Here is a 24,358-nt window from a genome sequence, read left to right as displayed (position 1 = left end):
AAAAGATGTGGAAAATTTAGACTTAAAAAAATTAATAAAAGAATACTCATTACAACATATAGCAATAATTATGGACGGAAATGGTAGATGGGCAAAAAAAAGGAATCTAGAAAGAACTGAAGGACATAAAGTTGGTTCAGATAGAGTGATAGATATTACCAGATATTGTGATGAATTAGGTATTAAACATCTGAGTCTATATGCTTTTTCTACAGAAAATTGGTCTAGGCCTAAAAAAGAAGTTAATACTATAATGAAACTTTTAAATTTATTTATTAATAATAAGTTGGAAGAACTTCATAAAAATAACGTAAGATTATCTATAATGGGAGATATAAAAGCACTCCCATTTTTAAACAGACAATCTATAAATTATGCACTTAATAAAACTAAAAATAACACAGGTTTAGTTTTGAATATTGGATTAAATTATGGTTCTAAAAATGAAATTTGTATGGCTGTAAAAGAAATTGCCAATGATTTTAAAAAAGGTAAAATTGATATTGAGGATATTAACGAAGAGTTAATTTCAAATAATCTATACACTCGTACTTTCCCAAATCCTGATCTTTTGATTAGAACTGGTGGTGAAATTAGATTATCTAATTTCATGCTTTATCAATTGGCATATTCAGAATTATATTTTTTAGATGTTTTATGGCCTGACTTTGATAGAAGTGAATTAGATAAAGCTATAATAGACTATTTAAGAAGAGATAGAAGATTTGGTGGGTTAAATAATGAATAATTTTCTAAAAAGACTTATAACAGCTATATTTTTAGTTGTTGTGGTAATTTCCATGGTATGGTTTAATAGAATTGTTTTAATTTTTGGTTTAATTTTAATTTCAAATATAGCTATATATGAAATAAACGAAGCTTTAATTAAAATGAATCTTTCTTCTATACTTTCTGTATCATACACATTTAATACTATTTTTTTAATTGCATCATACAATTTTAATGAAAGAAATATATTTCCTATGTTCACAATATATATAATATTTTTATTTAGTATAATGGTATTAGATGAAAATGTATCTTTTAATAAAGTACTTTCAAATGTATTTATATCAGTGTATATTACATTTCCATATGCGTATTTGCTATTTTTACATAAAAGAGAATGGGTTCTGTACGCTTTTGCTGTAACAGCTGTTACAGATACATTTGCATATATTTTTGGTACGCTATTTGGAAAACATAAACTAATAGAAAGATTGTCTCCAAATAAAAGTATTGAAGGTTCAATTGGCGGAATTATAGGTGGTCTTTTATTTACGTATATATTTTTAATAATATTTAATATTGATCATAGATGGTCGATTTATATTGCAGCATTTTTTATAACAATAATTTCTCAGATTGGAGATTTATTTGCTTCATATATAAAAAGAATATCAGGAATTAAAGACTACGGTAATATATTAATGGGGCACGGGGGAATAATGGATAGGTTTGATTCATTATTACTAGTAGCACCAATTATATATATTTTAATAAGTAATTTGAGGTAAGTATGAATTTTATAACTATTTTATTGGGAATATTGCTATTTTTATTCCTTATTACAATACATGAAGCTGGGCATTTTTTTGGTGCGAAATCATCAGGAATAAAAGTAAATGAATTTTCTATTGGCATGGGTCCATCCTTAATAAAAAAACAAGGAGAAGAAACGCTTTACTCTCTTAGAGCATTGCCGGTTGGTGGTTATGTGATGATGGAGGGTGAAGAACAAGATTCCAATGACAAAAGAGCATATAATAATGCACCAGCATATAAGCGTTTTATAACTATTTTTGCTGGACCAGCTGTAAATATTATTTTTTCGATAATCATATTTTTTATAATATCCTTATTTTACGGACATGCAAGTACGGAAATTTCTTCATTAGAACCAAATAAACCTGCACAACAATCAGGGCTTCAGGTAGGAGATAAAATACTTTCGGTAAATGGAAGAAAGACAAGTTTTTTTGCAGAAGTAGCCGAACAAATAGAAAAATCAAATGGAGCAGTTAATTTACTTATAGATAGATCTGGAGAGAAAAAGGAAATAAAAGTAAAACCTGAAATTGTAAATGAAAGAAAAATTATTGGGTTTAAACCATTATTTAAGAGAGATTTTTTATCTAGTTTTGTCTATGCATTTAGTATGACTTTACATGTATCAATATTAATTTTAAAAGCTTTAGCCGGACTATTTACTGGAAAAGTAGGCTTGGACAATCTTTCTGGGCAAGTTGGTGTAATTCAACAAGTGGGACAAAGTGCTAGATTAGGTTTGCAATCATTTTTAAACTTTTCTGCAATGATTTCAATTAATCTTGGAATATTTAATTTACTTCCTATACCAGCTCTTGATGGATTTAAATTAGTATTTATAATCTTTGAAATGATTACTGGAAAAAAAGTAAATAAGACCTTTGAAGAGAGAATTACAATTACTGGATTTTTAATTCTTATGGCATTTATGTTATTTGTTACTGCCAAAGATGTTATTTCTATATTTTAGATTAGAGGAAATATGAATTTTGAAAAAATACTTAACGAACTAAATAAAACTTTTATGACGAAACTTATTTTAGATAATGTTTCGTTTTTTAAACTATCGAACTTGTTAAAGATTCACTTAATAAGTGTAAGAGATTTAGGTGACTATGATACAAAGATTAAAAATAACATTTTATTTGAATTGAAAAATTTGGATATGGATATAAAGATATATATTAAAGATATACCTAATATTATAGATGACTTAAATAAAAAATATAAAGAGATAAACTTCATATTTAATGAAAATAAATTAATTTGTAATGTAAATAATCATCATCAAATAAAATTCTATTCTGAGAAAGAATATATCATAGACTTACAAAAGAAATTAAGTTTACTAGATATTCAATTTAAATTCAATGTAAAAGAAATTGAAGATGAAATACTGATTGAGCAAAAAATATTGAAAAAAGATGAAGAAATTAGCAAAAAGATTTTAAGTTATAAAAATCAATTAAATCAAAAAACTCAAAATATTATACAAAAAAACAATTCAGATGATATGTTTACTTTTGGGAATTATAAAAAAGTACCTGAAAATTTTTCTGATCTATCAAGTTTAATCAATGATGTAAATAGAGTTAAAGTTAAGGGAACGGTATATGAATTAGAAATTTTACAATATCCAAAAGTTAATTTTGCTAAATTTGATTTGGACGATGGGTATTTTGCTATTTCTTGTAAGGTATTTATTAAGCATGATAAGATTGAATATTTCAAAAATGAATTTAAAAATGGAATGCAGGTTCAACTAACTGGAGTATACAATTATGATGATTATGAAAAATCTTCTGTCCTAAATGTAAATACCATTGAAGAAATAGTTTTACCCGAAAAAATTGATACAAGTATTGAAAAACGTATTGAATTTAATATACACACAAAATATTCCAATCTTGAATCTCTGGTTGATGTTAAAGAGTTATTTAAGAGATTAAAATCATGGGGACATGATACAGTAGGTATATCTGACTTATTTAATGTACATGCCTATCCAGAAATTTATAGCTTAGCAAAATCATCTGGTATAAAACTTAATCTTGGTTTGCAGACTAACTTTTTGGAAGACAAAATCTCAATACTAACGAACCATTATCATTTAGATGTAAATAATAAAGATTTTGTTGTATTTGACATTGAAACAACTGGTCTTTCTAACTTTACAGATAAAATTATTGAAATAGGAGCTGTAAAGATAAGAAATAAAGAAATTATTGAAGTATATCAAGAATTTGTAAATCCAAACGAATCCCTTTCAAGTTTTACAACAGAACTTACAGGCATAACAAATGAAATGGTAATTAATAAAGATACAATAGATATAGTAATGCCTAGATTTTTAAATTTCTGTGAAAATTCTATACTTGTTGCTCATAATGCTGCTTTTGATGTTGAATTTATAATAGAAAAGTGTAATATACTTAATTTAGAATTTAAGCCAATTTATATAGATACACTATTTTTAGGACGAGCATTAAATCCTTATTTAAGAAATCATAAGTTAAATACTATGGCAAAAGAATATAATGTTAGTCTATTAAATCATCATAGAGCCTCAGATGATGCAAAGGCAACATCTGAAATATTCATAAAAATGCTTGATAAAATTGAAAGTATTGAAAATGTAAATGATATAAAAACTGAATTTGATGTTGCACATCATAAGGAATATCAAGGTCTAATATATGTACAAAATAAAATTGGACTAAAAAACTTATATAAAATAGTTTCAGAATCAAATCTAAAATATTTAGGCAGAGAACAAGGGATCCCATTAAAAAGATTGGATGAACTTAGAGAAGGACTTATGATTGGAACTGGAAATTATAAAAGTAAATTATTTAATTTAGTATCTCTACAATATGACGATAAAGTGTTACTCGATGAGCTTTCATATTTCGACTTTGTAGGAATTGTTCCATTAGATTTTACCAGTCATTTAATAAAACGTGGGTATATTAGAGATGCTAAGCATCTTCAAGATATAAACAAAAAAATTATTGAATTAGCTAAAATTCAAGGAAAATTAGCAATAGCAATTGGGGATGTATATTATTTAGATAAAAAAGACTATCCATATAGAAATGTTTTAAAAAATTATCCAAGGAAAAAAGGTCTTGAGATTTCTGGGGCATTTTATTTAAAAAATACATTTGAAATGTTAGAAAATTATGAATATTTAGATGAAAAGACTAAAAAAGAAATTGTAATATATAATCCTAGAAGGTTAAACGAATTAATTGAAGATATATCACCTATAGCAGATGGTACATTTCCACCTAAAATAAAAGATGCTGAAAAAGAATTAACTGAAGAATCATACGAAATAGCAAAGTCTATTTATGGTCAAGAATTACCCGTTGAAGTTTCTGAAAGATTAGAACGAGAATTAAATTCAATTATATCTAATGGCTATGCTGCTTTATACATTATTGCAAAAAAATTAGTTAAAAAATCTAATGAAGACGGATATCTAGTAGGATCAAGAGGTTCAGTAGGCTCAAGTTTTGCTGCCACAATGGCGGAGATAACAGAAGTAAACCCTTTACCAGCACATTACATTTGTGAAACTTGTAAGTATACAAAATTCAATACAAATATAAAATATTCTTGTGGAGTAGACCTACCTATAGAAAATTGTCCTAAATGTCGTTCTGAAATGAAGAGAGATGGATTTGATATACCATTTGAAGTATTTCTTGGATTTGAAGGAGATAAAGAACCTGATATAGACCTAAATTTTGCATCTGTATATCAATCTAAAATACACAAATATACCGAATTATTATTTGGTCGTGAGAAAGTATTTAGAGCTGGAACATTAGGAACAATAGCTGATAAAACTGCACTAGGTATGGCTATGAGATTTAATGAATATTATCCAGAAGAAGAAAGTATTAAGATAGATAGGGCAAATAAAAATAGAGTAAAAAGAAAAATTACAGGTGTAAAAAGAGCGACAGGTCAACATGCTGGTGGATTAATTATTGTGCCTGAAGATAAGGATATAGAGGATTTTACACCTATTCAATATCCTGCAGACAAAAAAGATTCAGATATAATCACTACACATTTTGATTATCATGCAATTGATAAAAATCTATTAAAATTAGATCTATTAGGGCATAATGTGCCTACTATTATAAGGCTTTTATCTGATATGAGCAAAGTGGATGCAAGTAAAGTAGATTTAAGTGATAAGGATACAATGTCAATTTTTAGAAGTACTGAAAAATTAAATATAAAACATGAATACACAAATATTAATGATGGTTCTCTGGGGATACCAGAATTTGGCACACTTTTTGTAAGAGGAATGCTTAAAGATACTAAGCCAACTACTTTTGAAGAATTAATTAGAATTTCAGGATTATCTCATGGTACTGATGTGTGGCTTGGAAATGCACAAGATCTAATAAAAAAAGGAATATGCGAATTAAGAGGAGCTATATGTACTAGAGATGATATTATGAATTACTTAATATCAATGGGCGTTGATAATAAAATGTCATTTGATATAATGGAACAAGTTAGAAAAGGCAAAGGTCTAAAGGATTTTCAAGTTGAGGAAATGATAAAAAATAATGTCCCTCAATGGTATATTGATTCATGTAATAAAATAAAATATATGTTTCCTAAAGCACATGCCGTAGCATATGTAATGATGAGTTACAGAATTGCTTATTTTAAAGTGCATAAACCAGCTTATTTTTATGCCGTATATTTTAGTAATTCAATCGCTGATTTTAAGTATGAACATATTTCAAAAGGATTGACTTACTTAACTAATCATATTACTAATTTAAGAAAAGATAGTAGTTTTAAGGTTGATGATGAATTTTACACATATGAACTTGCTGAAGAAATGTATGCAAGAGATATAAAGTTTATAGATGTTGATTTATATAAATCACATCCAACTGATTTTAATGTTATTGATGATAAAACTATAATTCCTCCACTAATGGCTATAGAAAATATATCTGAAGCTATGGCTATTAGAATATCAGAAGCACGAAAGGATGGGGAATTTATATCAAAGGAAGATTTTAGTAGAAGAACAAATGTAAATAAGACGGCATTAGAAGCAATGGAAAATGCAGGAGTATTTAAGGGAATGCAAGATACTAATCAAATTGACTTTTTTAGTTTATAATGATATAAATAAACAGAAAATTGACATTAATGCTACATTATGTTAAAATTAATTTAATAGATAGATTGTTACTGGAGTGGGTTGATGCCCACTCTTTATTTATTAGAAAGGAGAGGAAGTGAATAATAAATTACTTGAAAAATTGAAAGAAATATTTACTCCTGATATTGAAAAAATGGGGTATGAACTTGTTGATATTGAATTTAGTAATGAAGACGGAGATAATTATTTAACTTTTTATATATACAATGAAAATGGAATAGGTCTTCAAGACTGTGAAAAAGTATCAAAATACATAGATCCTAAAATAGAAGAACATGACTATGTAAAAGGATCCTATTTTTTACAAGTTTCTTCTCCAGATCTAAGTAGACCTTTAAAAACGGATTCTGATTTAAAAAGAAACTTAGAACAAGAGTTGACCGTTAACCTTTATAAAAAAATTAATAACAAAAAAAACTATGAAGGTTTCTTAGTTGATTATAATGAAAAAGCAATTAAGTTATTACAATCAAATGATGAGATAATAGAACTTGATAGAAGTGATATTAGTCTAATCAAAATACTTTTAAGATTTTAGAGGAAGGATATGAGTAAAGATTTTATAAGAGCCTTAGACGAAATAGAAAAGGATAAGGGGATAAAAAAAGACAGTATAATTGAAGTTTTAGAAAAAGCGTTAATAAAAAGTTATGAAGACAATTATGGACAATCAAATGTTGAAATTGATATCGACTCAAAATCTGGTGAAATTAATGTTTATGCAATAAAGGATGTAGTAGAATCTGAAAAAGACGTTATCGATTCAAATTTACAAGTTACATTAGAAGAAGCTTTAGTATATTCAAAGAGGTCAAAAATTGGTGGTCAAGTAAAAATAAAGGTTACAACTAAAAATTTTGCTAGGGTTGCCGCACAAAAAGCAAGAAACATAGTTATACAACATATTAGAGATGCTGAAAGACATGCAATATACAAAAACTATGAAGATAAAGAAAAAGAATTGATCAATGGTATTGCCCAAAGAACAGATTTTAATAATATATATGTAGATTTAGGAAAATCAGAAGGTATACTACCTGAAAAGGAACAAGTGCCAGGGGAAATAATTAATCCAGGAGATAGGATTAAGCTTTTTGTTAAAGAAGTTAAAGAATCAAGTAAGGGTGCACAAATAATACTTTCAAGAAAAGATCCAGATTTTGTAACTAGGCTTTTTGAATTAGAGGTTCCAGAAATAGCACAGGGGATAGTCGATGTAATGTCTATTTCTAGAGAAGGTGGATTTAGAACAAAAATTGCTGTATATGCTGAAGATGAAAATATAGATCCAGTTGGAGCATGTGTAGGAATTAAAGGTTCTAGGGTAAATAGCATTGTAGAAGAAATTAATGGAGAAAAAATTGATATTATCGTTTGGAGTAAAGACATAAAGACATTTATTTCAAATTCACTATCTCCATCAGAAGTAGTAGATGTTTATATTGATAATGAAAATGAGGAAGCTATTGCTTTTGTTCCGGATAATCAATTATCACTTGCTATTGGAAAAGAAGGACAAAATGTTAGATTGGCCGCAAAACTCACAAAATGGAAAATAGATATTAAACCTGAATCAATGAAAGATGAAGTTTTAGCTGAACTAGAAAAACAGAAATCCATAAGAGAACATAGTGATTCAGAGAATATTCAAAATACAATTGAAAATGAAGATGAAGATATAGTCGAAAAAACAAAAGAAATTAATGAGTAGAAAAAATGAAAAAAAAAGTCACAAAAATTAGAAAATGTATTGTTTGTGGTGAACATTTTCAAAAAAATGAATTAATTAGAGTAGTAAAAAATAAAGATGGTGAAATAAAGATAGATAATAGTGAGAGATTAAATGGTAGGGGTGCATATATTTGTAAAAATAATGAATGTATAAAAACTACCATTATAAAGAAACTATTAAACAGACATTTAAAAACAAATGTGGATAGCGAAATATATAAGGAGCTTGAAACTATGTAGAAAGGTGGATATATGTCAAAAGTTAGAATTTATGAGTTGGCAAAAGAACTTAATTTATCAAGTAAGGAATTAATCCAGGTTTTAGCAGATGAATTTGAGCTTGATATTACCAGTCATATGGCGGTACTTGAAGGTGAAAATTTAGAGTTAATAAGAGAATATTTTATAGAATTAGAAAAATCTGAAGAAGATACAATAGATTTATACGAAGATTTTGAAGATGAAGAAGAAAAAAGAAATAAACCTAAAAAATCTGACAAAAATAAGAAGAAAAAACAAAATAAAGAAAGTAAAAAATCTAAATACAACGAATTTAAAGATGAAGATGATTCAGGAGTTGTGTATGTTGAAAATGGTATCACAATTAAAGAGTTTGCAGAGTTAATCGATAAACCCGTTACAACTATTATTGGCGATTTAATGAAAAAAGGTATTATGTCCAATATGAATCAGGCTATTTTATTAGATGATGCAGTAGAAATTGGTTTACAATACGATATTTTAGTTCAAGAAAAAGAATTTGAAGAGATTATAGATGAAAACACTATAGAAAGTCTTGATTTTGAAGATAATCCTGATGATTTAGTTAGCAGAGCACCAGTTGTGACAGTTATGGGACACGTTGATCATGGTAAAACCTCATTATTAGATAAGATGAGAAATACAACTGTAACAAAAGGTGAAGCTGGTGGGATTACACAACATATTGGAGCATCATCTATTTATGTAAATGATAAAAAAATTGTATTTTTAGATACTCCAGGACACGAAGCATTTACGCAAATGAGATCAAGAGGTGCAAATACAACTGATGTGGTTGTTCTTGTGGTAGCTGCTGATGACGGTGTTATGCCACAAACAGTAGAAGCTATAAATCATGCAAAAGCAGCAGAAGTTCCAATTATAGTAGCTATTAATAAGATGGATAAGTATGAAGCTAATCCTGAAAAAGTAAAGGCTGAATTATCAGAATATGGTTTAACACCAGAAGATTGGGGTGGTCAGACAATAATGTTACCAGTTTCAGCACATACTGGTGACGGTATTGAAGAGCTTTTAGAAATGATTTTGATGGTTGCTGAAATGGAAGAGTTAAAAGCTAATCCAAATAGGCCTGCTGTTGGTGTTGTTATAGAAGCTCAATTGGACAAAGGTAGAGGACCGGTTGCTACTGTTTTAATAAATAAAGGAACATTAAAACAAGGTGATTTTATCGTATCAGGTATTGCAAGCGGTAAGGTAAGAGCTATGTTTGATAGTAATCAAAAACAAGTCAAGAAAGCTAAACCATCTACAGCTGTACTAATTTTAGGACTTTCTGATGTTCCTGAAGCAGGAGATAAGATTTATGCTGTAAAGGATGAAAAACGTGGTAAAAAATTTGCTGAAGAGCAAAAACAAAAAGAAAAAGATGAATATATTAAACGTACATCAAAAGTAAACTTAGACAAGCTATTTGAAAAAATTTCAGATGGAGAAGCTAAAGAATTAAATATTATCGTAAAAACAGATGTTAAAGGTACTATTGATGCCGTTACCTCATCATTATTAAAGTTATCGAATGATGAAGTAAATGTGAATGTAATTCATGGCGCCGTTGGTGGAATTACAGAATCAGATGTAATGTTAGCATCAGCATCAGGAGCTGTAATTATAGGTTTTAATGTAAGACCTAATGTGGGAGCGAAAGTACAAGCAGAAGAACAAGATATTGAAATCAGAACATATAGAATTATATATGAAGCGATTGAAGATATTGAAAATGCTATAAAGGGTATGTTGGCACCTAAATTTGTAGAACAAATTATTGGCACTGCTGAAATTAGAGAAGTATTTAAGGTTCCAAATATAGGTAATATCGCTGGTATAATGGTACAAAATGGTTCAATACAAAGAAATGCTAAAGTAAGATTACTAAGAAATGATGTTGTAGTTCATGAAGGTGATATTACATCACTAAAAAGATATAAAGACGACGTAAAAGAATTAAAACAAGGGTTTGAAGGCGGTCTTGGTATCGAAAATTACAACGATATTAAAGTAGGTGATACACTAGAAGCATTTATAGATAAAGAGGTTGAGAGATAAAATGGATAAAAAGAGAATTCGTAGGATTGAATCAGAATTAACAAAAGAAATTTCTATGATGATCAGAAGTGATATTAAGGATCCAAGAATTGCTCCTATTACTTCAATTACAGAGATTAATTTAACAGATGATTTACAATCTGCAAAAATATATGTATCTGTTTTAGGTGAAGATGAAGAGAAAAAAGAAACAATTGAAGGTTTAAAAAATTCTATCGGCTTCATTAAAAGAGAACTTGGAAATAGAATGAATTTAAGACATATACCGGATATAAAATTTATTTTGGATACACAAATTGAACAAGCAATGCATATAGAAAGTCTTATAGATAAGGCAATAAAACAAGATGAAGAGGCTAGAAGTGAACGAAATGAAGAATAATTTTTTAAAATCAGTTCAGCAGTCAAATAACATTTTAATAAGTGCACACATAAATCCTGATGGAGATTCTATTGGATCTTCATTTGGATTAGCACTTGTTCTTAAGCATTTAGGTAAAAATGTAAAAATCATTAAAAATGATGATTATCCAAAATATTTAGATTTTCTTTACCGAGAAGATTTATACCTAAATAGTGATATGAATGAAATAGACTTATTTATTGCGTTAGATTCTGCGAGCATAGATAGATTAGGTGATAGCATAAAATATTTTAATAAAGCAAAGAATACGGTTTGTATAGATCATCATATTACAAATACAGGTTACGCAGAAATGAATCTAGTAATACAATCTAGCTCTACATGTGAAATTTTAGCATATATGTTAATTGAAAATAACATTTATATCCCAGAAGATGCAGCGACATATTTTTATTTAGGAATATTAACTGATACAGGAAGATTTAATTATCAGACATCAAATTCTCAGACATTAAGAGTTGCGGCTAATTTACTAGATATAAATGCTGATAAAAATTTGATTCATGATAATCTTTATGAAAGAATGGATGCAAGTACAATAATTTTTCAATCTGATATGCTTAAAAAAGCAACACATATCGGTGACAAAGTGATATTAGTAGATATAAAGAAAACAGATATAGAAAAATATGGATATACATTTGATGATGTAGAAGGAATAGTATCGCTTTTAAGAACTATCGATGGTATAGAAGTTGCATGTATAGTTAAAGAATATGAAGATGATGAGCAAAAATTAAGTTTTAGATCACATAATATTATTGATGTATCTGAAATAGCTAAGGAATTTGGTGGAGGTGGGCATATAAGAGCCTCTGGTGCTACTGTAAAAGGTACAAATGACGAAGTCTTCAAGCTAGTGCAAAAAAGATTGGAGAAACTGTATGAAGATGGGAATCTTAATAGTAAATAAGGACAAAGGATTCACATCACATGATGTAGTGTCAATTTTAAGAAAAAAACTTAACTTTAAGAAAATAGGTCATACAGGAACACTTGATCCTATGGCAACTGGTGTATTACCGATATGCATTAGTAACGCAACAAGAATAAGTGAATATATAATGAATCAAGGGAAAAGTTATGTTGCTGAGTTTAGATTTGGAGAATTAAGAGATACATACGATATTACAGGAGAAGTAATTAAAACCTCTGAAAATATAAATTTTTCCAAAGAAGAAATAAGAGAAGTATTGAATAATTTTATGGGAGAAATTGATCAAATTCCACCTATATATTCTGCAATAAAAGTAGATGGTAAAAAATTATATCAATATGCAAGAGAAAATAAAGATGTAAAAATTACATCTAGAAAAGTTAAGATATATAGATTAGAACTTTTAGACTACTCTAATGGAATTGTTAAAATAGAAGTTGAATGTTCAAAAGGAACATATATTCGCTCTTTAATACATGATATTGGTATAAAATTAAACTCCTACGCAACAATGACAAGTTTAGTCAGAACTAGAGTGGGAAATTTTAAATTAGAAGATTCAATTAATATAGATAACATACAGAAAATGACTTCATATGATTTACAAAAAAATTTTGTAGATATAGAAGATGCATTATTTAATCTCCCTAAAATCACTATTAAAGACGAGTTGTTTGATAGGCTTAGAAATGGTCAGAGAATTAATATTAATTCTATTGAAGATATTAATGGAGATATTGTGCAATATAAAGATATTTGTGTTATTGTCCAGGGAATATTTTTAGGTATTGGAAAAATAAAAGAAGATATATTGAAGATGGAGAAAGTACTTTGGCAAGAATAATAGATTTGGATAAAGAAAATAATATATTTCCTAAATCAGTAATAGGTTTAGGGAATTTTGACGGTATTCATTTAGGACATAGAAATATTATTAAAAAGGTAATTTCTATTGCAAAAAAAAAGGGAGTAAAATCCTCAGTACTTATTTTTAAGCAACATACCAATGAAGTATTTCCACATTTTCCAAGATTTTATCTATCATCACTAGAAGATAAAATAAATACATTTGATGAGCTTGGCATAGATCTTATATTTATAATTAACTTTACACTTGAGTTTGCACAATTAAATAATGAAGAATTTATGCTACATTTTATTCGAGATCGTTTGAACGCAGATACAGTTGTTTGTGGACCGGATTATACCTTTGGAAAAAAATCTTTAGGGCAAGTAAAAGATTTGGAAGAATATAAAAATAATAAAAAAATTGATTTTTACGTTCAAGACTATATTTTACATGACTATAAAAAAATATCTTCAACAACTATACGTGAATATATCGAAAATGGAGAGGTAGATAAAGTATCAAATATTTTAACTAAAAATTACTCAATTAAAGGAAAAGTAATTCATGGTTTTAAGATTGGAGCTAAAGAATTAGGTTTTCCAACAGCAAATATTGAATTGAGTTTTAAATATATTGTACCTGAGGAGGGGGTATATATTACCTACTGTTACTATAAAGATGAAAAATATTTATCCCTTACATCAATTGGTACAAACCCAACAGTAACAGATAATAGGGAAATAAAAATAGAAGTGTATATAATAAATTTTGATAAATATATATATGGGGAGAATATAAGCATTGAATTTATAAAAAAATTAAGAAATCAAATAAAGTTTGATACAAAAGATGCACTTATTAAACAAATGAATGAAGATTTGAGAGAAGCTTTAGAATATAGTGATAAATATTTGTAAAAAAGTTTTATTTATGCTATACTATTTTAGTACTTTAACTTGGTCAATGAGAACTCCGTTCATGGCTCGGTTATAGTGAAAATAATATAAAAGGAGAAATAAATGATTTCACACGAAAAAAAATTAGAATTAATTAAAGAGTTTGGTAGAAAAGAAGGGGACACTGGCTCTCCAGAAGTACAAATTGCAATCTTTTCACACAGAATAAAAGAATTAACAGAACACTTAAAGGCAAATCCGAAAGATTATGCTTCAAGAAGAGGATTATTTATGTTAATTGGTCAGAGAAAAGGTTTATTAAATTACTTAGAAAAGAAAGATATTGAAAGATATAGAGATTTAATAGAAAAATTAGGAATTAGAGTTTCATTAAAAAAATAGTAAATATTAAAACTAGAAGTTTTTCTTCTAGTTTTTTTTTATTTCCTTTCCTACCCCTAGGGGTAGGAAAGTTTTATGCTGCATTCTTCTTTCTGTATTCTATTGGTGATAAGTATCCTAATTTTTCTTTTATTCTTTCTTCGTTGTAATATTTTATAAAATCTTCTATTGTTTGTTTTAAGTGTTCATATGAGTAGAATTTTCTTCCATAATATATTTCTTGTTTTAGTATTCCAAAGAAGTTTTCCATTGGCGAGTTGTCTAAGCAGTTGCCTTTTCTGGACATAGATTGGGTGATTCCCTTTGTTTCTAGCCTTGATGTATATTGATTTTTTTGATATGCCCAGCTTTGATTTGAGTGGAATATTCTTTTTTCTTTACTTTTGTTAGTTATTTTTATGGCTTTATCTAAAGCTTTTAGGGTTGGTTTTATTGTTGGGTGTTTTGATATTTCATAGCTTAGTATTTCACTGTTGTACATATCAAGATATGTGTTTAGATAGAGTTTTTTATTTGATATGTTCCTGATTTATCTTTTTCAAAATACTTAAATTCTGTTGTGTCTGTTGTTATTTTTGTGTATGGTTTTTCTACTTTAAAATTTCTTTTTATTTTGTTGTCTGATATTTTTCCTACCGGTTCTTTGTAGGATGAATATTTTCTAGATTTTCTTAAAATATTATAAATGTTTTCAAAAAATAGAATATTTACATATAGTGAAGATATAAAAAAAATAAAATAATTGTATCTACACTATATTGCATATTAATTAGTATTTATATATGCTTATATCAGCTTTATCAACAATATTAATTTGAAAAAAAATAAAAGGAGTGTTGAATGAATATTTTAGATTTACAAAAATTACCGACAACTAAACCATCAGGATTTGAAATCAATAGTTTAAAAAGTATATGCTGCAGAGGATGTGACTCATAAATATATAATAAAATAAAAAAAGAGAGGGTATATGAAAAAAGAAATCCAATTAAAATTTAAATTAGAATATAATATTGATCCTAAAAAATCAGGATTCTATTCACAAATTCTTAGATTTTCTGAACTGTTAGAATTATATGGACTCTTTAATATATAATTTATCGCTTCATACAGGTTTATTTGAAGGGATGTCTGGTATTGCGAACACATTTCTAGATTGTTATTTTATAGTTGGAGATGTTAAATATCTAAATGTTGCAAAAAGAATGGCGAATGATATAAGTAATTCATTACATATAAATAATAAGTTTATATCAGGATATACAAGGGATGCAGAAAATCTTTCATTTTCATTTGATTATGGGTCTAGTGGAATTGCATTGTTCCTAGATAGACTTGTAAAGCAAAAAAAATATAATTTTATACCATTCTTAGATAGAGAAATGGAGTTAATTCATGAACAAAATGATAAATAAAATAATTAATAAGCACAAAAAGTTGTTTATAGGTGTTTTAGTACTAATTATAATATATTCTTTATTAAGTGTATTATCAGGTTATAGTCTTTCTTTTATGGTAAATATATTTGACAAAGATAATACTACTATTAAAGATGTATTTAAAGTGATATTTGTTATCCTATTTATAGATATAATGTCCTTAACATCATTGTATATAAAGTACTATTATCAATCAAAATTACAATCAAGACTTCGAAATGAAGTTAGGTTAGAATTGTCAAATAAAATAATACATCAGGACTACGAGAATTTTATTAAACGTGATTCTGGAACATATTTAGCATGGTTTACTAATGATATTAAAGAGATAGACAATAGATGTTTTGAAGGAGTTTTTAATATTATACATTCAATAACAAGTGTAATAGGTACTTTTATAGCTATAGCAACTTTCAATATTTGGATTTCAGTGGCTACAACAGTTTTATCTATTACAATGGTATTTCTACCAAAACTAATGAATAATACAATTCAAAAAATCGGAGAAAAACATACAAAAGAAGAAGAATCATATATTTCTAAAGTAAAATCTTTGATTGAAGGATTTCCGGATTTATATGTTAGCAATAGTGAAGATTATTTTGATGCTAGATTGAAACAATATAGCAATGTCTATGAGTTAAATTATTTTCAATTTTTAATAATCCAACTCAAAACTGCAGTCTATTCATCTGGGTTATCTTCTTTCTCCCAATTATGCTTATTGGGATTAACAATGATTTTTGTAAGCCTTGGAAAAGCTCCAATCGGATCTATCATTGCAATGGCTGGCTTAGGACAGGTATTTATGGGTGGGATTTCTGGAATAGTTAATAGTCTAATTTCTATTAAAAGTTCAAATGTTTTCTTTAAGAAATATGAAAACATTGAGAAACGTGCTTTAAACCAGAATAAATTTATAGAATTAAATGATAAATTTAAAATAGAAACAAAGGACTTATGTTTTAGTTATAACGATAATAGTGAAAAGTTAAATTTTCCAGATTTAGATATTAACAACTTTAATAAAACTCTTATAAAAGGTGCAAATGGTAGTGGTAAAAGTACACTACTTCATTTAATATTAGGATTATATAAAGTTAACTCAGGGATTGTTAACATTGATGACAATAATGTTTCTGCAATTACTAAAGAGGAAATATTTAATAAAATCGCATATATGCAGCAATCACCTAAATTATTTATTGATACCATAAGAAATAATATTAAACTTAACTTGGATGTAAATGATTCACAAATTTGGGAAGTTTTAGCAACTTTGGGATTAGTTGAATTTGTTAAAGGTCTTCCAGGACAACTAGATTATAAGATTACGGATTAAGGCAAAAATTTATCTGGTGGCCAAAAACAAAGGTTCATACTCGCTAGACATTTATTGAGAGATGTAGATACAATAGTTTTAGATGAGGCAACTTCTAACATTGATATTGAAAGTAAATTATTTTTATACGAAAAACTCTTAAATAAAAATGATAGAGGTGTGATAATGGTAGATCATTCTATAAACAAAGAAAATGAGAGCTTATTTGATGATGTAATTATAATAAAATGATATATTTTTAATAAAATGATATACTTTTATTAAAAGGAAGTTATCATGAAAAAAAATATACATAAAAATATTAGAAATCTAAGAAAAGAAAAAGGATATAGTCAGGAAAAACTTGCAGAGTATGCAGATGTAAGTACTGGAGCGGTATCAAAATGGGAATCTGGAGAAACTACTCCGGATATTACTAATCTAATAAAATTATCTCAAATATTTGGAGTGTCTGTTGATTTTTTAATTGGATATGTACTAGAATCAAATGGAACGTATTATTTTTTAAGAACAATTAAGGAAGCTTTGAAAAATAAAGATTTTATTGATAAACAGGATATTATTAAAAATGGACTAAAATATTATCCAAATAATTTAGAAATAGTATATAGATCTGCTTTATTTTACATTTATTTTGGAATTTATGAAGAACAAAATGAAGAGATTAAAAAAGGAATTGAATTACTATATAAATCATTATATTTATTGGATTACAGTGAAAATTTTAAGGTATCAAAACAACAAATCATAGTGGAACTTGCTAATGCTTATAGTTCTATAAACGAGGTAGATAAATCTATATCTTTATTAAAAGATAATAATGATGACAATGTGCATGATATTTTAATTGGAGTTTATTTATCTTTAAGAAAGAATACCTCCTATGAAGCCTTAGAATATTTGTCTAGGTCTTATATAAAAAATATAACAGATACAATGATAATTATTGATGGTGTAGTAGAAACCTTAAAAAAATTAAAAAACTATAAAGAGGCATATAATTTATTGCTTTGGTATGAAAAATTTATAGATAGTATAAAGTCTGAAGATGATAAATTTTTTAAAAGTATAAAAATTATAACTATAGCTAATCAAGCTATAGTTAGATTAGCTTTGCATTCTAACTATGATTCAAATACTTCTGAAAAACTTATAAAAAAATGTAAAGATTTATACAACGAAAGTGTATCTACGTATGGGAATGAAACATCATTTAAATACTATTTTGGTAATGCACCAATAGATATATTTGGTGACGATGATTTGAATATGCAAATTAAAAGAATCGAACTTGAAGGATATACTGATGAATTTAGAAAAACTTGGAAATCAATCCATAAAAATTAAATAAGTAGTTAACCATTTTGAAAAACAAAATGTCTGGGTTCTTTGTCAAATAGTGTTGATGGAGAATTAAAGTAGCAATTATTTCAGAGTTAGAGTAACAAAATTCTAACTCTGTTTTTGGATTAAATATTTGTATTTATATACCTATCATTATAAGAAATAATTCTATTGCTCTAATTTTTAGAACTGGAAACGGAAGTGGAATGGCAGAAAAAATCTAAAAACGTACTTAAATCTTCCGTTTTTTTGTATAATCGCAGGATGGGAATAAAATTGTGACAAGTCACAATTTTACGTCATGACACGACAAGCACGAACGAAGTGAAGTGTGAGTCGATGTCTGCCTTCCTCATCGAATGAAGAAAAACGCGACCGAAGCATTTTTAGAATGAGATGTGAATGGGAATAGAAATTTCTGGTGTCGAGGATATTATGTAGACACAGTAGGACGTAATGAAAAGAAAATAAAAGAATATATATAGAATCAGCTAAAAGAAGATTATTATGCTGATCAAATAAGTATTAAAGAATACTATGACCCGTTTACGGGTGAGTCAGTAAACAAAAACAAATAGAAAACTGCTTTAGCAGTAGTTGGGATAGTGGTGCATCTGATAGAATACTCGGAGCCCCCCAATAGGCGCTGTGCAAACTACCAGCTAAGCTGGTAGTTTTGATTATACAAACATTGATATTAGTTATAAATAAAATCAGAGTTTATAATAGATACTTTATTGTTTTTATGTCATTTACCTAAATCTTTTTATATGATATTATATTATAAAGAAAATAAGTAAATGGAAAATAAAATATTATAGCAGGTGCTATATAGGAGAACAAATGATAAAAAATTATAAATACAAATCTAATTTTACTGAATTTGAAGTTGAAATTGGTAGAATGGCAAAACAGGCTAGTGCTTCATGTACTATTAAAGCTGGAGATTCCATGCTACTTGTTACAGTGGTAGGATCTAAAGAACCAAGAGAAGGAATTAGTTTTTTTCCACTATCTTGTGAATTTCAGGAAAAAATGTATGCAGTAGGTAGAATTCCTGGAGGATATATAAAAAGAGAAGGGAAACCATCAGATGAAGCAACACTTAATGCTAGAATGATGGATAGACCACTTAGACCTCTTTTTCCAGAGGGTTATAAAAATGATGTTCAAATCATGGCTACTGTTTTATCAGCAGATGAAAATTATGATGTTGGTATATTAGGTATGATAGGATCATCTATAGTTTTAGGACTTTCAGATATACCATTTAATGGGCCAACCGGTTCTGTTTCAGTTGGATACATTGATGGTAAGTACGTAATAAACCCTAATCAAAAACAAAAGGAAAGAAATGAATTAGAGTTAACATTATCTGGTACGAAAGATGCGATTATGATGGTTGAAGCAGGTGCTAAAGAACTTACAGAAGATGAAATGCTAGATGCAATATTATTTGGACATGAAGAAATAAAAAAAATATGTGATTTTATTCAAGAAATAATTAATGATAATAATGTTGTAAAACAAGAATTCGTCAATGAAAATGTAAATATCGAGTTAAAATCATCAATTTCCGATAAGTATTATGAAAAAATCAAGGAAGCACTCCAATCACACGAAAAAGAAACTAGAGATAAAGATATTCAACGTGTTGGAGATGAAATTTTAACTGAATTTACTAATGAAGAAGACGAAGATTATGTTGAAAAAATTAAGGAAGTTAATTGTATTTTTGAAGATCTAAAAAAAGAGATAGTTCGAAAATTAATTTCCATTGACAAGATTAGACCAGATGGCAGGAAGATGCATGAAATAAGACAACTATCTGCAGAAGTTGCTTTAGTACCTAAGGTGCATGGTTCAGGTTTATTTACAAGAGGTCAGACTCAAGTGTTAAATATCGCTACATTGGGTTCTCCTGGAGATGTTCAATACATTGATGGCTTGACTGATGAAGAAGTGAAAAAGGGATATATACATCACTATAACTTTCCTGGTTTTTCCGTTGGTGAAATAAGTAGAATGAGAGCACCAGGTAGGAGAGAAATTGGACATGGTAGACTTGCAGAAAGGGCATTAGAACCAGTATTACCTTCAAAAGAAGATTTTCCATATGTGATTCGACTAGTATCAGAAGTTTTAGAGTCAAATGGTTCTTCATCTATGGCTTCAGTTTGTGGTTCAACATTATCCATGATGGATGCTGGTGTGCCAATAAAGGCTCCAGTTGCCGGTATAGCAATGGGATTGATAAAAGAAGGAAATGATTTCTCTATACTAACAGATATTCAAGGTATGGAAGATCATTTAGGTGATATGGACTTCAAGGTTGCTGGTACAAGAGATGGTATAACTGCATTGCAAATGGATATTAAAATTGATGGGATTAATAGAGAAATATTAAAAGAAGCTTTGTCTGATGCTAAAGATGCAAGAATTAGAATTCTTGACGTGATGCATAAAACTATTGAAAAACCTAGAAGATGATGTCGCACCAAACGCACCAAGAATATTTACTATTCAAATTAAGCCTGAGAAGGTAAGGGAAGTTATTGGATTTGGTGGTAAGACTATAAATAAAATTATTGATGAAACAGGTGTTAAAATTGACATTACTGATGAAGGACTTATAACCGTCACCGCTCCAGATGCTATTAATGGTAAAAGAGCAATCGAAATTATAGAAGGAATAGTCGAAGAACCTGAAATAGGTGATGTATATCTAGGTAAGGTAATAAAAATTATGAATTTTGGATGCTTCGTTTCATTTGGAACAAATTCAGAAGGTCTTGTTCATATTTCAAAGCTATCTAAAAAGAGAATTGACAAAGTTGAAGACGTGGTTAAAGAAGGGGATGAAATTTTAGTAAAAGTTCTAGAAATTGACGACAGAGGAAGAATCAGTCTAGCTAAACAAGACATATAATATAAAAATTCACTATAAAAATATAGTGAATTTTTTATTTAAAGAATATAAAATATTTTATTATAAAATCTTAAAGTTATTTATTTTTTATGATTTAAATGAGATTTTTGTATAGAAAATATTTTTTACTATCTATACTTTAATTACAAAAATTCGCTAATATGTGTTATAATTATAATTGAGTTATTGGAGGATATATGGCAAGAAAAAGAAAAAATATTAAAAAGAAAAACGATAATATACTAACTAAAATATTTATTGCTTTAATAGTATTTGTCTTTTTAGTATCTACTATTATTTTTAAAAGTAGTATGGGATTTATTGGCGAATATTTAAGTAAAGGCATTTTTATACTTTTTGGATTGACAGCTTATATCTATCCAATTTTTGCAATATTTCTATTTTTTGCTTTATTAAATAAAGACTTCATTGAAAAAAATAAAAAGAAAATTTTTATAGGATTTTTATTACTTATAAATCTTTCCATTTTATTAGCAAGTTTTTATATAAAAGTAGATACATTTAGCAATGTTGTTAATGACTCATTCAATCAGGCTATCATGTATACTGGAGGAGGTGTTATCTTCAGTAGTATTTATTTTTTAATAAATAAACTTATAGCTGATATTGGACTTTATATATTATCTATAGTGATAGTATTTGTTTCATATTTCTATTTTTTTGATAAATCTATAATTGAATTTTTTAAAAATTTTTCTAAATTATTTCAGAGTTTTATTTCTAATATTTTTAGTAAAAAAAATCATACAAATAACGGGAATAATAAAGTAGATGAGAAGAATAAAAAAATAAATACTAAGACAGATCTTACTATAGATAAAAATGAAAGTAAAAGTATATATGATATTGAGACGAACAATGAAAAATTGGAACCTAAAATTTCATATTACAATAATTTTAATGATTTAAAATCTACGAATACAGGTATTGATTTTAATCAAATAGGAATTGTTTATGATGACAATTATCAATATTCAAAACCACCTTTAGATTTATTAAATGATATAGATGAATCATCAGGTGATGATGAAAGTTTATTGCTAAAAAATGCAAATACAATAGTTGAAACTCTTAATAGTTTTGGTATTTCATCTGAGATTGTAAACATAAATAATGGTCCTACAGTTACCTCATATGAGGTAAAACCACAATCTGGTATTAAGGTAAGTAAGATAGTCAATTTATCAAACAATTTATCTATGGCCCTTGCTTCTCCTGGTATTAGAATAGAAGCTCCAATCCCAGGTAAACCTTATGTAGGGATTGAAGTTCCAAACATTAATAAAGATATAGTAACTTTTAAATCTTTAGTTTCTACTGAAGAATTTATAAAAGAGGATGATGATATTAAGGTCGCTATTGGTAAGGATTTATTTGGAAATCCTATATATGCAAATATTAATGCCATGCCGCATTTATTGATTGCTGGAGCTACCGGTTCAGGTAAATCTGTGCTTATGAATATCATTATTATGAGTATTATATATAAATATTCTCCAAGTGAAGTAGAGTTTATTATGATCGATCCTAAAATGGTTGAATTAAAGATTTACTCAGAAATACCACACTTAAAGGGAAGAAAAGTAGTAACAAAAGCTACTGAAGCAACAGCCTCTTTACATGAAGCGGTAAAGGAAATGACATCTAGATTTGAAACTTTCTCTAAAAATGGCTGCAGAGATATCAAAGCTTATAATGCAAAAGTTGAAGAAGATGACAATGATCTGGAAAAAATGCCTTATTTGGTTGTGATTATCGATGAACTTTCTGATTTGATGATGGAAGCTTCAAAAGATGTAGAGCATTATATAACACGTTTAGCCCAAATGGGTAGAGCAAGTGGTGTTCACTTAATAATAGCTACACAAAGACCTAGTGTAAATGTTATTACAGGTGTTATCAAGGCAAATATTCCATCTAGGATTGCATTCCAGGTTGCTTCTAATGTAGATTCCAGAACAATTATAGATGTTTCAGGTGCGGAAAAGTTATTAGGTAAGGGAGATATGCTTTATTATCCAAGTTCATTACCAAAACCTAGACGTGCACAAGGAGCATTTGTTACAGATAAAGAAGTTGAAAGAGTGCTAGAATTTATTAAAGATAAAAATGAAACTATTAAGGTAGAAAGTAGTTTTAATGAAGAAATTGAAAAACAAGTAAAACCAGTAGATCCAATGGAAGAAGTTGATGAATTATTTGATGAAGCTGTTGAATTTGTAATAAATGAAAATCAAGCATCTATCTCTGCTATACAGAGAAGATTTAGAGTCGGATATGCAAGAGCTGGCAGAATAATTGATCAAATGACCTTAAGGGGAATAGTAAGTGAACAAGACGGAAGTAAGCCAAGAAATGTATTAAAAAATTTAAACGAAATTTATAATAATGAAGATGAGGAAATAAATGCTGAAGATGAATATAGCAAATAAATTAACAATGGTGAGACTTTTGATGGTTCCAATTTTTGTGATTATCTATAACTATTTCGGTGTTGTTAATCTAACTACTGCAATAGTATTTTCATTGATTTCTGCAACAGATTTTCTTGATGGATATTTAGCGAGATCAAGAAATTTAGTCACAACATTTGGAAAATTTATGGATCCATTAGTTGATAAAGTATTGACACAATCTGGATTTATTTTATTGGCTGGTAGTGGAATGATTCCATCTTGGACTGTTATAGTAATGATTTTTAGAGAATTATTAATTGACGGTTTAAGAATTTTAGCAGCATCCAATAGTGTTACTATTTCTGCATCAATATATGGAAAATTAAAAACAATTAGTCAAATGATTACAATTATAATATTTTTAATCAGTGGTGTATTTTCAATAAACAAATTAGTTTTAGATGTTTTATTATACATTTCTATATTCTTAACGCTATTATCTGGTTATGACTATTTAGTAAAAAGTATAAAAATTTTGGATTTAGAGAATATATAGGAGGTG

At 27.7% G+C, this 24,358-nt stretch carries 19 protein-coding genes and 3 pseudogenes; 21 read left to right on the top strand and 1 reads right to left on the bottom strand.

The annotated features are described in order from the left end of the window. The first annotated feature begins 7 nt into the window (after positions 1-7). The 13 genes from uppS (at position 8) to rpsO (ending at position 14,325) form a co-directional block, all read left to right on the top strand. Positions 8-748 carry an undecaprenyl pyrophosphate synthase gene (uppS, locus tag AC4KN9_RS03790; protein WP_491017319.1) on the top strand — a complete coding sequence of 247 codons (741 nt, stop codon included), beginning with the start codon at positions 8-10 and terminating at the stop codon, positions 746-748. After that, positions 741-1,517 (top strand): phosphatidate cytidylyltransferase, encoded by a 777-nt coding sequence (locus tag AC4KN9_RS03785; RefSeq protein WP_491017318.1) that lies wholly within the window; start codon positions 741-743, stop codon positions 1,515-1,517. Before uppS ends, AC4KN9_RS03785 begins: the two co-directional genes overlap by 8 nt. Before the next feature lie 2 nt (positions 1,518-1,519). Next, positions 1,520-2,518, top strand: coding sequence for an RIP metalloprotease RseP (rseP, locus tag AC4KN9_RS03780; protein WP_491017317.1), 999 nt, complete (start codon positions 1,520-1,522; stop codon positions 2,516-2,518). Between the two features lie 12 nt (positions 2,519-2,530). Then, a complete protein-coding gene (locus tag AC4KN9_RS03775) occupies positions 2,531-6,715 on the top strand; it encodes a PolC-type DNA polymerase III (RefSeq protein ID WP_491017316.1) in 4,185 nt (1,394 codons plus the stop codon). Between the two features lie 118 nt (positions 6,716-6,833). Next, a complete protein-coding gene (gene rimP / locus AC4KN9_RS03770) occupies positions 6,834-7,295 on the top strand; it encodes a ribosome maturation factor RimP (RefSeq protein ID WP_491017315.1) in 462 nt (153 codons plus the stop codon). A gap of 9 nt (positions 7,296-7,304) precedes the next feature. After that, positions 7,305-8,468, top strand: coding sequence for a transcription termination factor NusA (gene nusA / locus AC4KN9_RS03765; protein ID WP_491017314.1), 1,164 nt, complete (start codon positions 7,305-7,307; stop codon positions 8,466-8,468). Between the two features lie 5 nt (positions 8,469-8,473). Beyond that, complete coding sequence (gene rnpM, locus AC4KN9_RS03760; protein WP_491017313.1) at positions 8,474-8,728, top strand: RNase P modulator RnpM; 255 nt, start codon at positions 8,474-8,476, stop codon at positions 8,726-8,728. Positions 8,729-8,740: 12 nt separating this feature from the next. Continuing rightward, on the top strand, positions 8,741-10,816 hold the full coding sequence (gene infB / locus AC4KN9_RS03755; RefSeq protein WP_491017312.1) for a translation initiation factor IF-2: 2,076 nt from the start codon (positions 8,741-8,743) through the stop codon (positions 10,814-10,816). A gap of 1 nt (position 10,817) precedes the next feature. Continuing rightward, the gene (gene rbfA, locus AC4KN9_RS03750) at positions 10,818-11,198 is read left to right on the top strand and encodes a 30S ribosome-binding factor RbfA (protein WP_491017311.1); all 381 of its coding nucleotides are present in this window, start codon (positions 10,818-10,820) and stop codon (positions 11,196-11,198) included. After that, the gene (locus AC4KN9_RS03745) at positions 11,188-12,153 is read left to right on the top strand and encodes a DHH family phosphoesterase (RefSeq protein ID WP_491017310.1); all 966 of its coding nucleotides are present in this window, start codon (positions 11,188-11,190) and stop codon (positions 12,151-12,153) included. The genes rbfA and AC4KN9_RS03745 overlap by 11 nt, the downstream gene beginning before the upstream one ends. Then, positions 12,125-13,021 (top strand): tRNA pseudouridine(55) synthase TruB, encoded by an 897-nt coding sequence (gene truB / locus AC4KN9_RS03740; protein WP_491017309.1) that lies wholly within the window; start codon positions 12,125-12,127, stop codon positions 13,019-13,021. The genes AC4KN9_RS03745 and truB overlap by 29 nt, the downstream gene beginning before the upstream one ends. Further along, entirely contained in the window at positions 13,009-13,944 is a 936-nt protein-coding gene (locus AC4KN9_RS03735) for a bifunctional riboflavin kinase/FAD synthetase (RefSeq protein WP_491017308.1), read from the top strand. The genes truB and AC4KN9_RS03735 overlap by 13 nt, the downstream gene beginning before the upstream one ends. A 102-nt stretch (positions 13,945-14,046) precedes the next feature. Next, a complete protein-coding gene (gene rpsO, locus AC4KN9_RS03730; protein WP_491017307.1) occupies positions 14,047-14,325 on the top strand; it encodes a 30S ribosomal protein S15 in 279 nt (92 codons plus the stop codon). Between the two features lie 73 nt (positions 14,326-14,398). On the opposite strand, the gene AC4KN9_RS03725 is transcribed toward rpsO, so the two are convergent. Further along, a complete protein-coding gene (locus AC4KN9_RS03725; RefSeq protein ID WP_491017932.1) occupies positions 14,399-14,845 on the bottom strand; it encodes an IS3 family transposase in 447 nt (148 codons plus the stop codon). Between the two features lie 450 nt (positions 14,846-15,295). On the opposite strand from AC4KN9_RS03725, the gene AC4KN9_RS03720 reads away from it, so the two are divergent. The 8 genes and pseudogenes from AC4KN9_RS03720 (at position 15,296) to pgsA (ending at position 24,352) form a co-directional block, all read left to right on the top strand. Further along, positions 15,296-15,421, top strand: a complete 126-nt coding sequence (locus AC4KN9_RS03720; protein WP_491017306.1) for a hypothetical protein — start codon at positions 15,296-15,298, stop codon at positions 15,419-15,421. Next, complete coding sequence (locus tag AC4KN9_RS03715; protein WP_491017305.1) at positions 15,402-15,740, top strand: hypothetical protein; 339 nt, start codon at positions 15,402-15,404, stop codon at positions 15,738-15,740. The genes AC4KN9_RS03720 and AC4KN9_RS03715 overlap by 20 nt, the downstream gene beginning before the upstream one ends. Further along, positions 15,721-17,337, top strand: a pseudogene (locus AC4KN9_RS03710) (ATP-binding cassette domain-containing protein). Before AC4KN9_RS03715 ends, AC4KN9_RS03710 begins: the two are co-directional and overlap by 20 nt. A gap of 45 nt (positions 17,338-17,382) precedes the next feature. Next, entirely contained in the window at positions 17,383-18,453 is a 1,071-nt protein-coding gene (locus AC4KN9_RS03705; RefSeq protein ID WP_491017304.1) for a helix-turn-helix domain-containing protein, read from the top strand. Between the two features lie 401 nt (positions 18,454-18,854). Continuing rightward, positions 18,855-19,028 (top strand): annotated as a pseudogene (locus AC4KN9_RS03700) (IS200/IS605 family transposase); the annotation flags it as partial. Between the two features lie 265 nt (positions 19,029-19,293). Then, positions 19,294-21,379 (top strand): annotated as a pseudogene (pnp, locus tag AC4KN9_RS03695) (polyribonucleotide nucleotidyltransferase). A 197-nt stretch (positions 21,380-21,576) separates the two neighbouring features. Next, positions 21,577-23,832, top strand: a complete 2,256-nt coding sequence (locus AC4KN9_RS03690; protein ID WP_491017303.1) for an FtsK/SpoIIIE family DNA translocase — start codon at positions 21,577-21,579, stop codon at positions 23,830-23,832. Further along, complete coding sequence (pgsA, locus tag AC4KN9_RS03685) at positions 23,816-24,352, top strand: CDP-diacylglycerol--glycerol-3-phosphate 3-phosphatidyltransferase (RefSeq protein WP_491017931.1); 537 nt, start codon at positions 23,816-23,818, stop codon at positions 24,350-24,352. Before AC4KN9_RS03690 ends, pgsA begins: the two co-directional genes overlap by 17 nt. Positions 24,353-24,358: the final 6 nt, after the last annotated feature.

It is taken from the genome of Helcococcus sp. SA-HE-C1 (assembly GCF_985670335.1).
This window is presented reverse-complemented; position numbering and strand designations above follow the sequence as displayed.

Coding starts and splice junctions, on each gene's coding strand:
- AC4KN9_RS03745 (WP_491017310.1), top strand. CDS start 11,188: ATGAAGAATAATTTTTTAAAATCAGTTCAGCAGTCAAATAACATTTTA.
- rseP (WP_491017317.1), top strand. CDS start 1,520: ATGAATTTTATAACTATTTTATTGGGAATATTGCTATTTTTATTCCTT.
- AC4KN9_RS03785 (WP_491017318.1), top strand. CDS start 741: ATGAATAATTTTCTAAAAAGACTTATAACAGCTATATTTTTAGTTGTT.
- AC4KN9_RS03720 (WP_491017306.1), top strand. CDS start 15,296: ATGAAAAAAGAAATCCAATTAAAATTTAAATTAGAATATAATATTGAT.
- truB (WP_491017309.1), top strand. CDS start 12,125: ATGAAGATGGGAATCTTAATAGTAAATAAGGACAAAGGATTCACATCA.
- rbfA (WP_491017311.1), top strand. CDS start 10,818: ATGGATAAAAAGAGAATTCGTAGGATTGAATCAGAATTAACAAAAGAA.
- AC4KN9_RS03775 (WP_491017316.1), top strand. CDS start 2,531: ATGAATTTTGAAAAAATACTTAACGAACTAAATAAAACTTTTATGACG.
- rnpM (WP_491017313.1), top strand. CDS start 8,474: ATGAAAAAAAAAGTCACAAAAATTAGAAAATGTATTGTTTGTGGTGAA.
- rpsO (WP_491017307.1), top strand. CDS start 14,047: ATGATTTCACACGAAAAAAAATTAGAATTAATTAAAGAGTTTGGTAGA.
- infB (WP_491017312.1), top strand. CDS start 8,741: ATGTCAAAAGTTAGAATTTATGAGTTGGCAAAAGAACTTAATTTATCA.
- AC4KN9_RS03690 (WP_491017303.1), top strand. CDS start 21,577: ATGGCAAGAAAAAGAAAAAATATTAAAAAGAAAAACGATAATATACTA.
- AC4KN9_RS03715 (WP_491017305.1), top strand. CDS start 15,402: ATGGACTCTTTAATATATAATTTATCGCTTCATACAGGTTTATTTGAA.
- AC4KN9_RS03705 (WP_491017304.1), top strand. CDS start 17,383: ATGAAAAAAAATATACATAAAAATATTAGAAATCTAAGAAAAGAAAAA.
- nusA (WP_491017314.1), top strand. CDS start 7,305: ATGAGTAAAGATTTTATAAGAGCCTTAGACGAAATAGAAAAGGATAAG.
- pgsA (WP_491017931.1), top strand. CDS start 23,816: ATGAATATAGCAAATAAATTAACAATGGTGAGACTTTTGATGGTTCCA.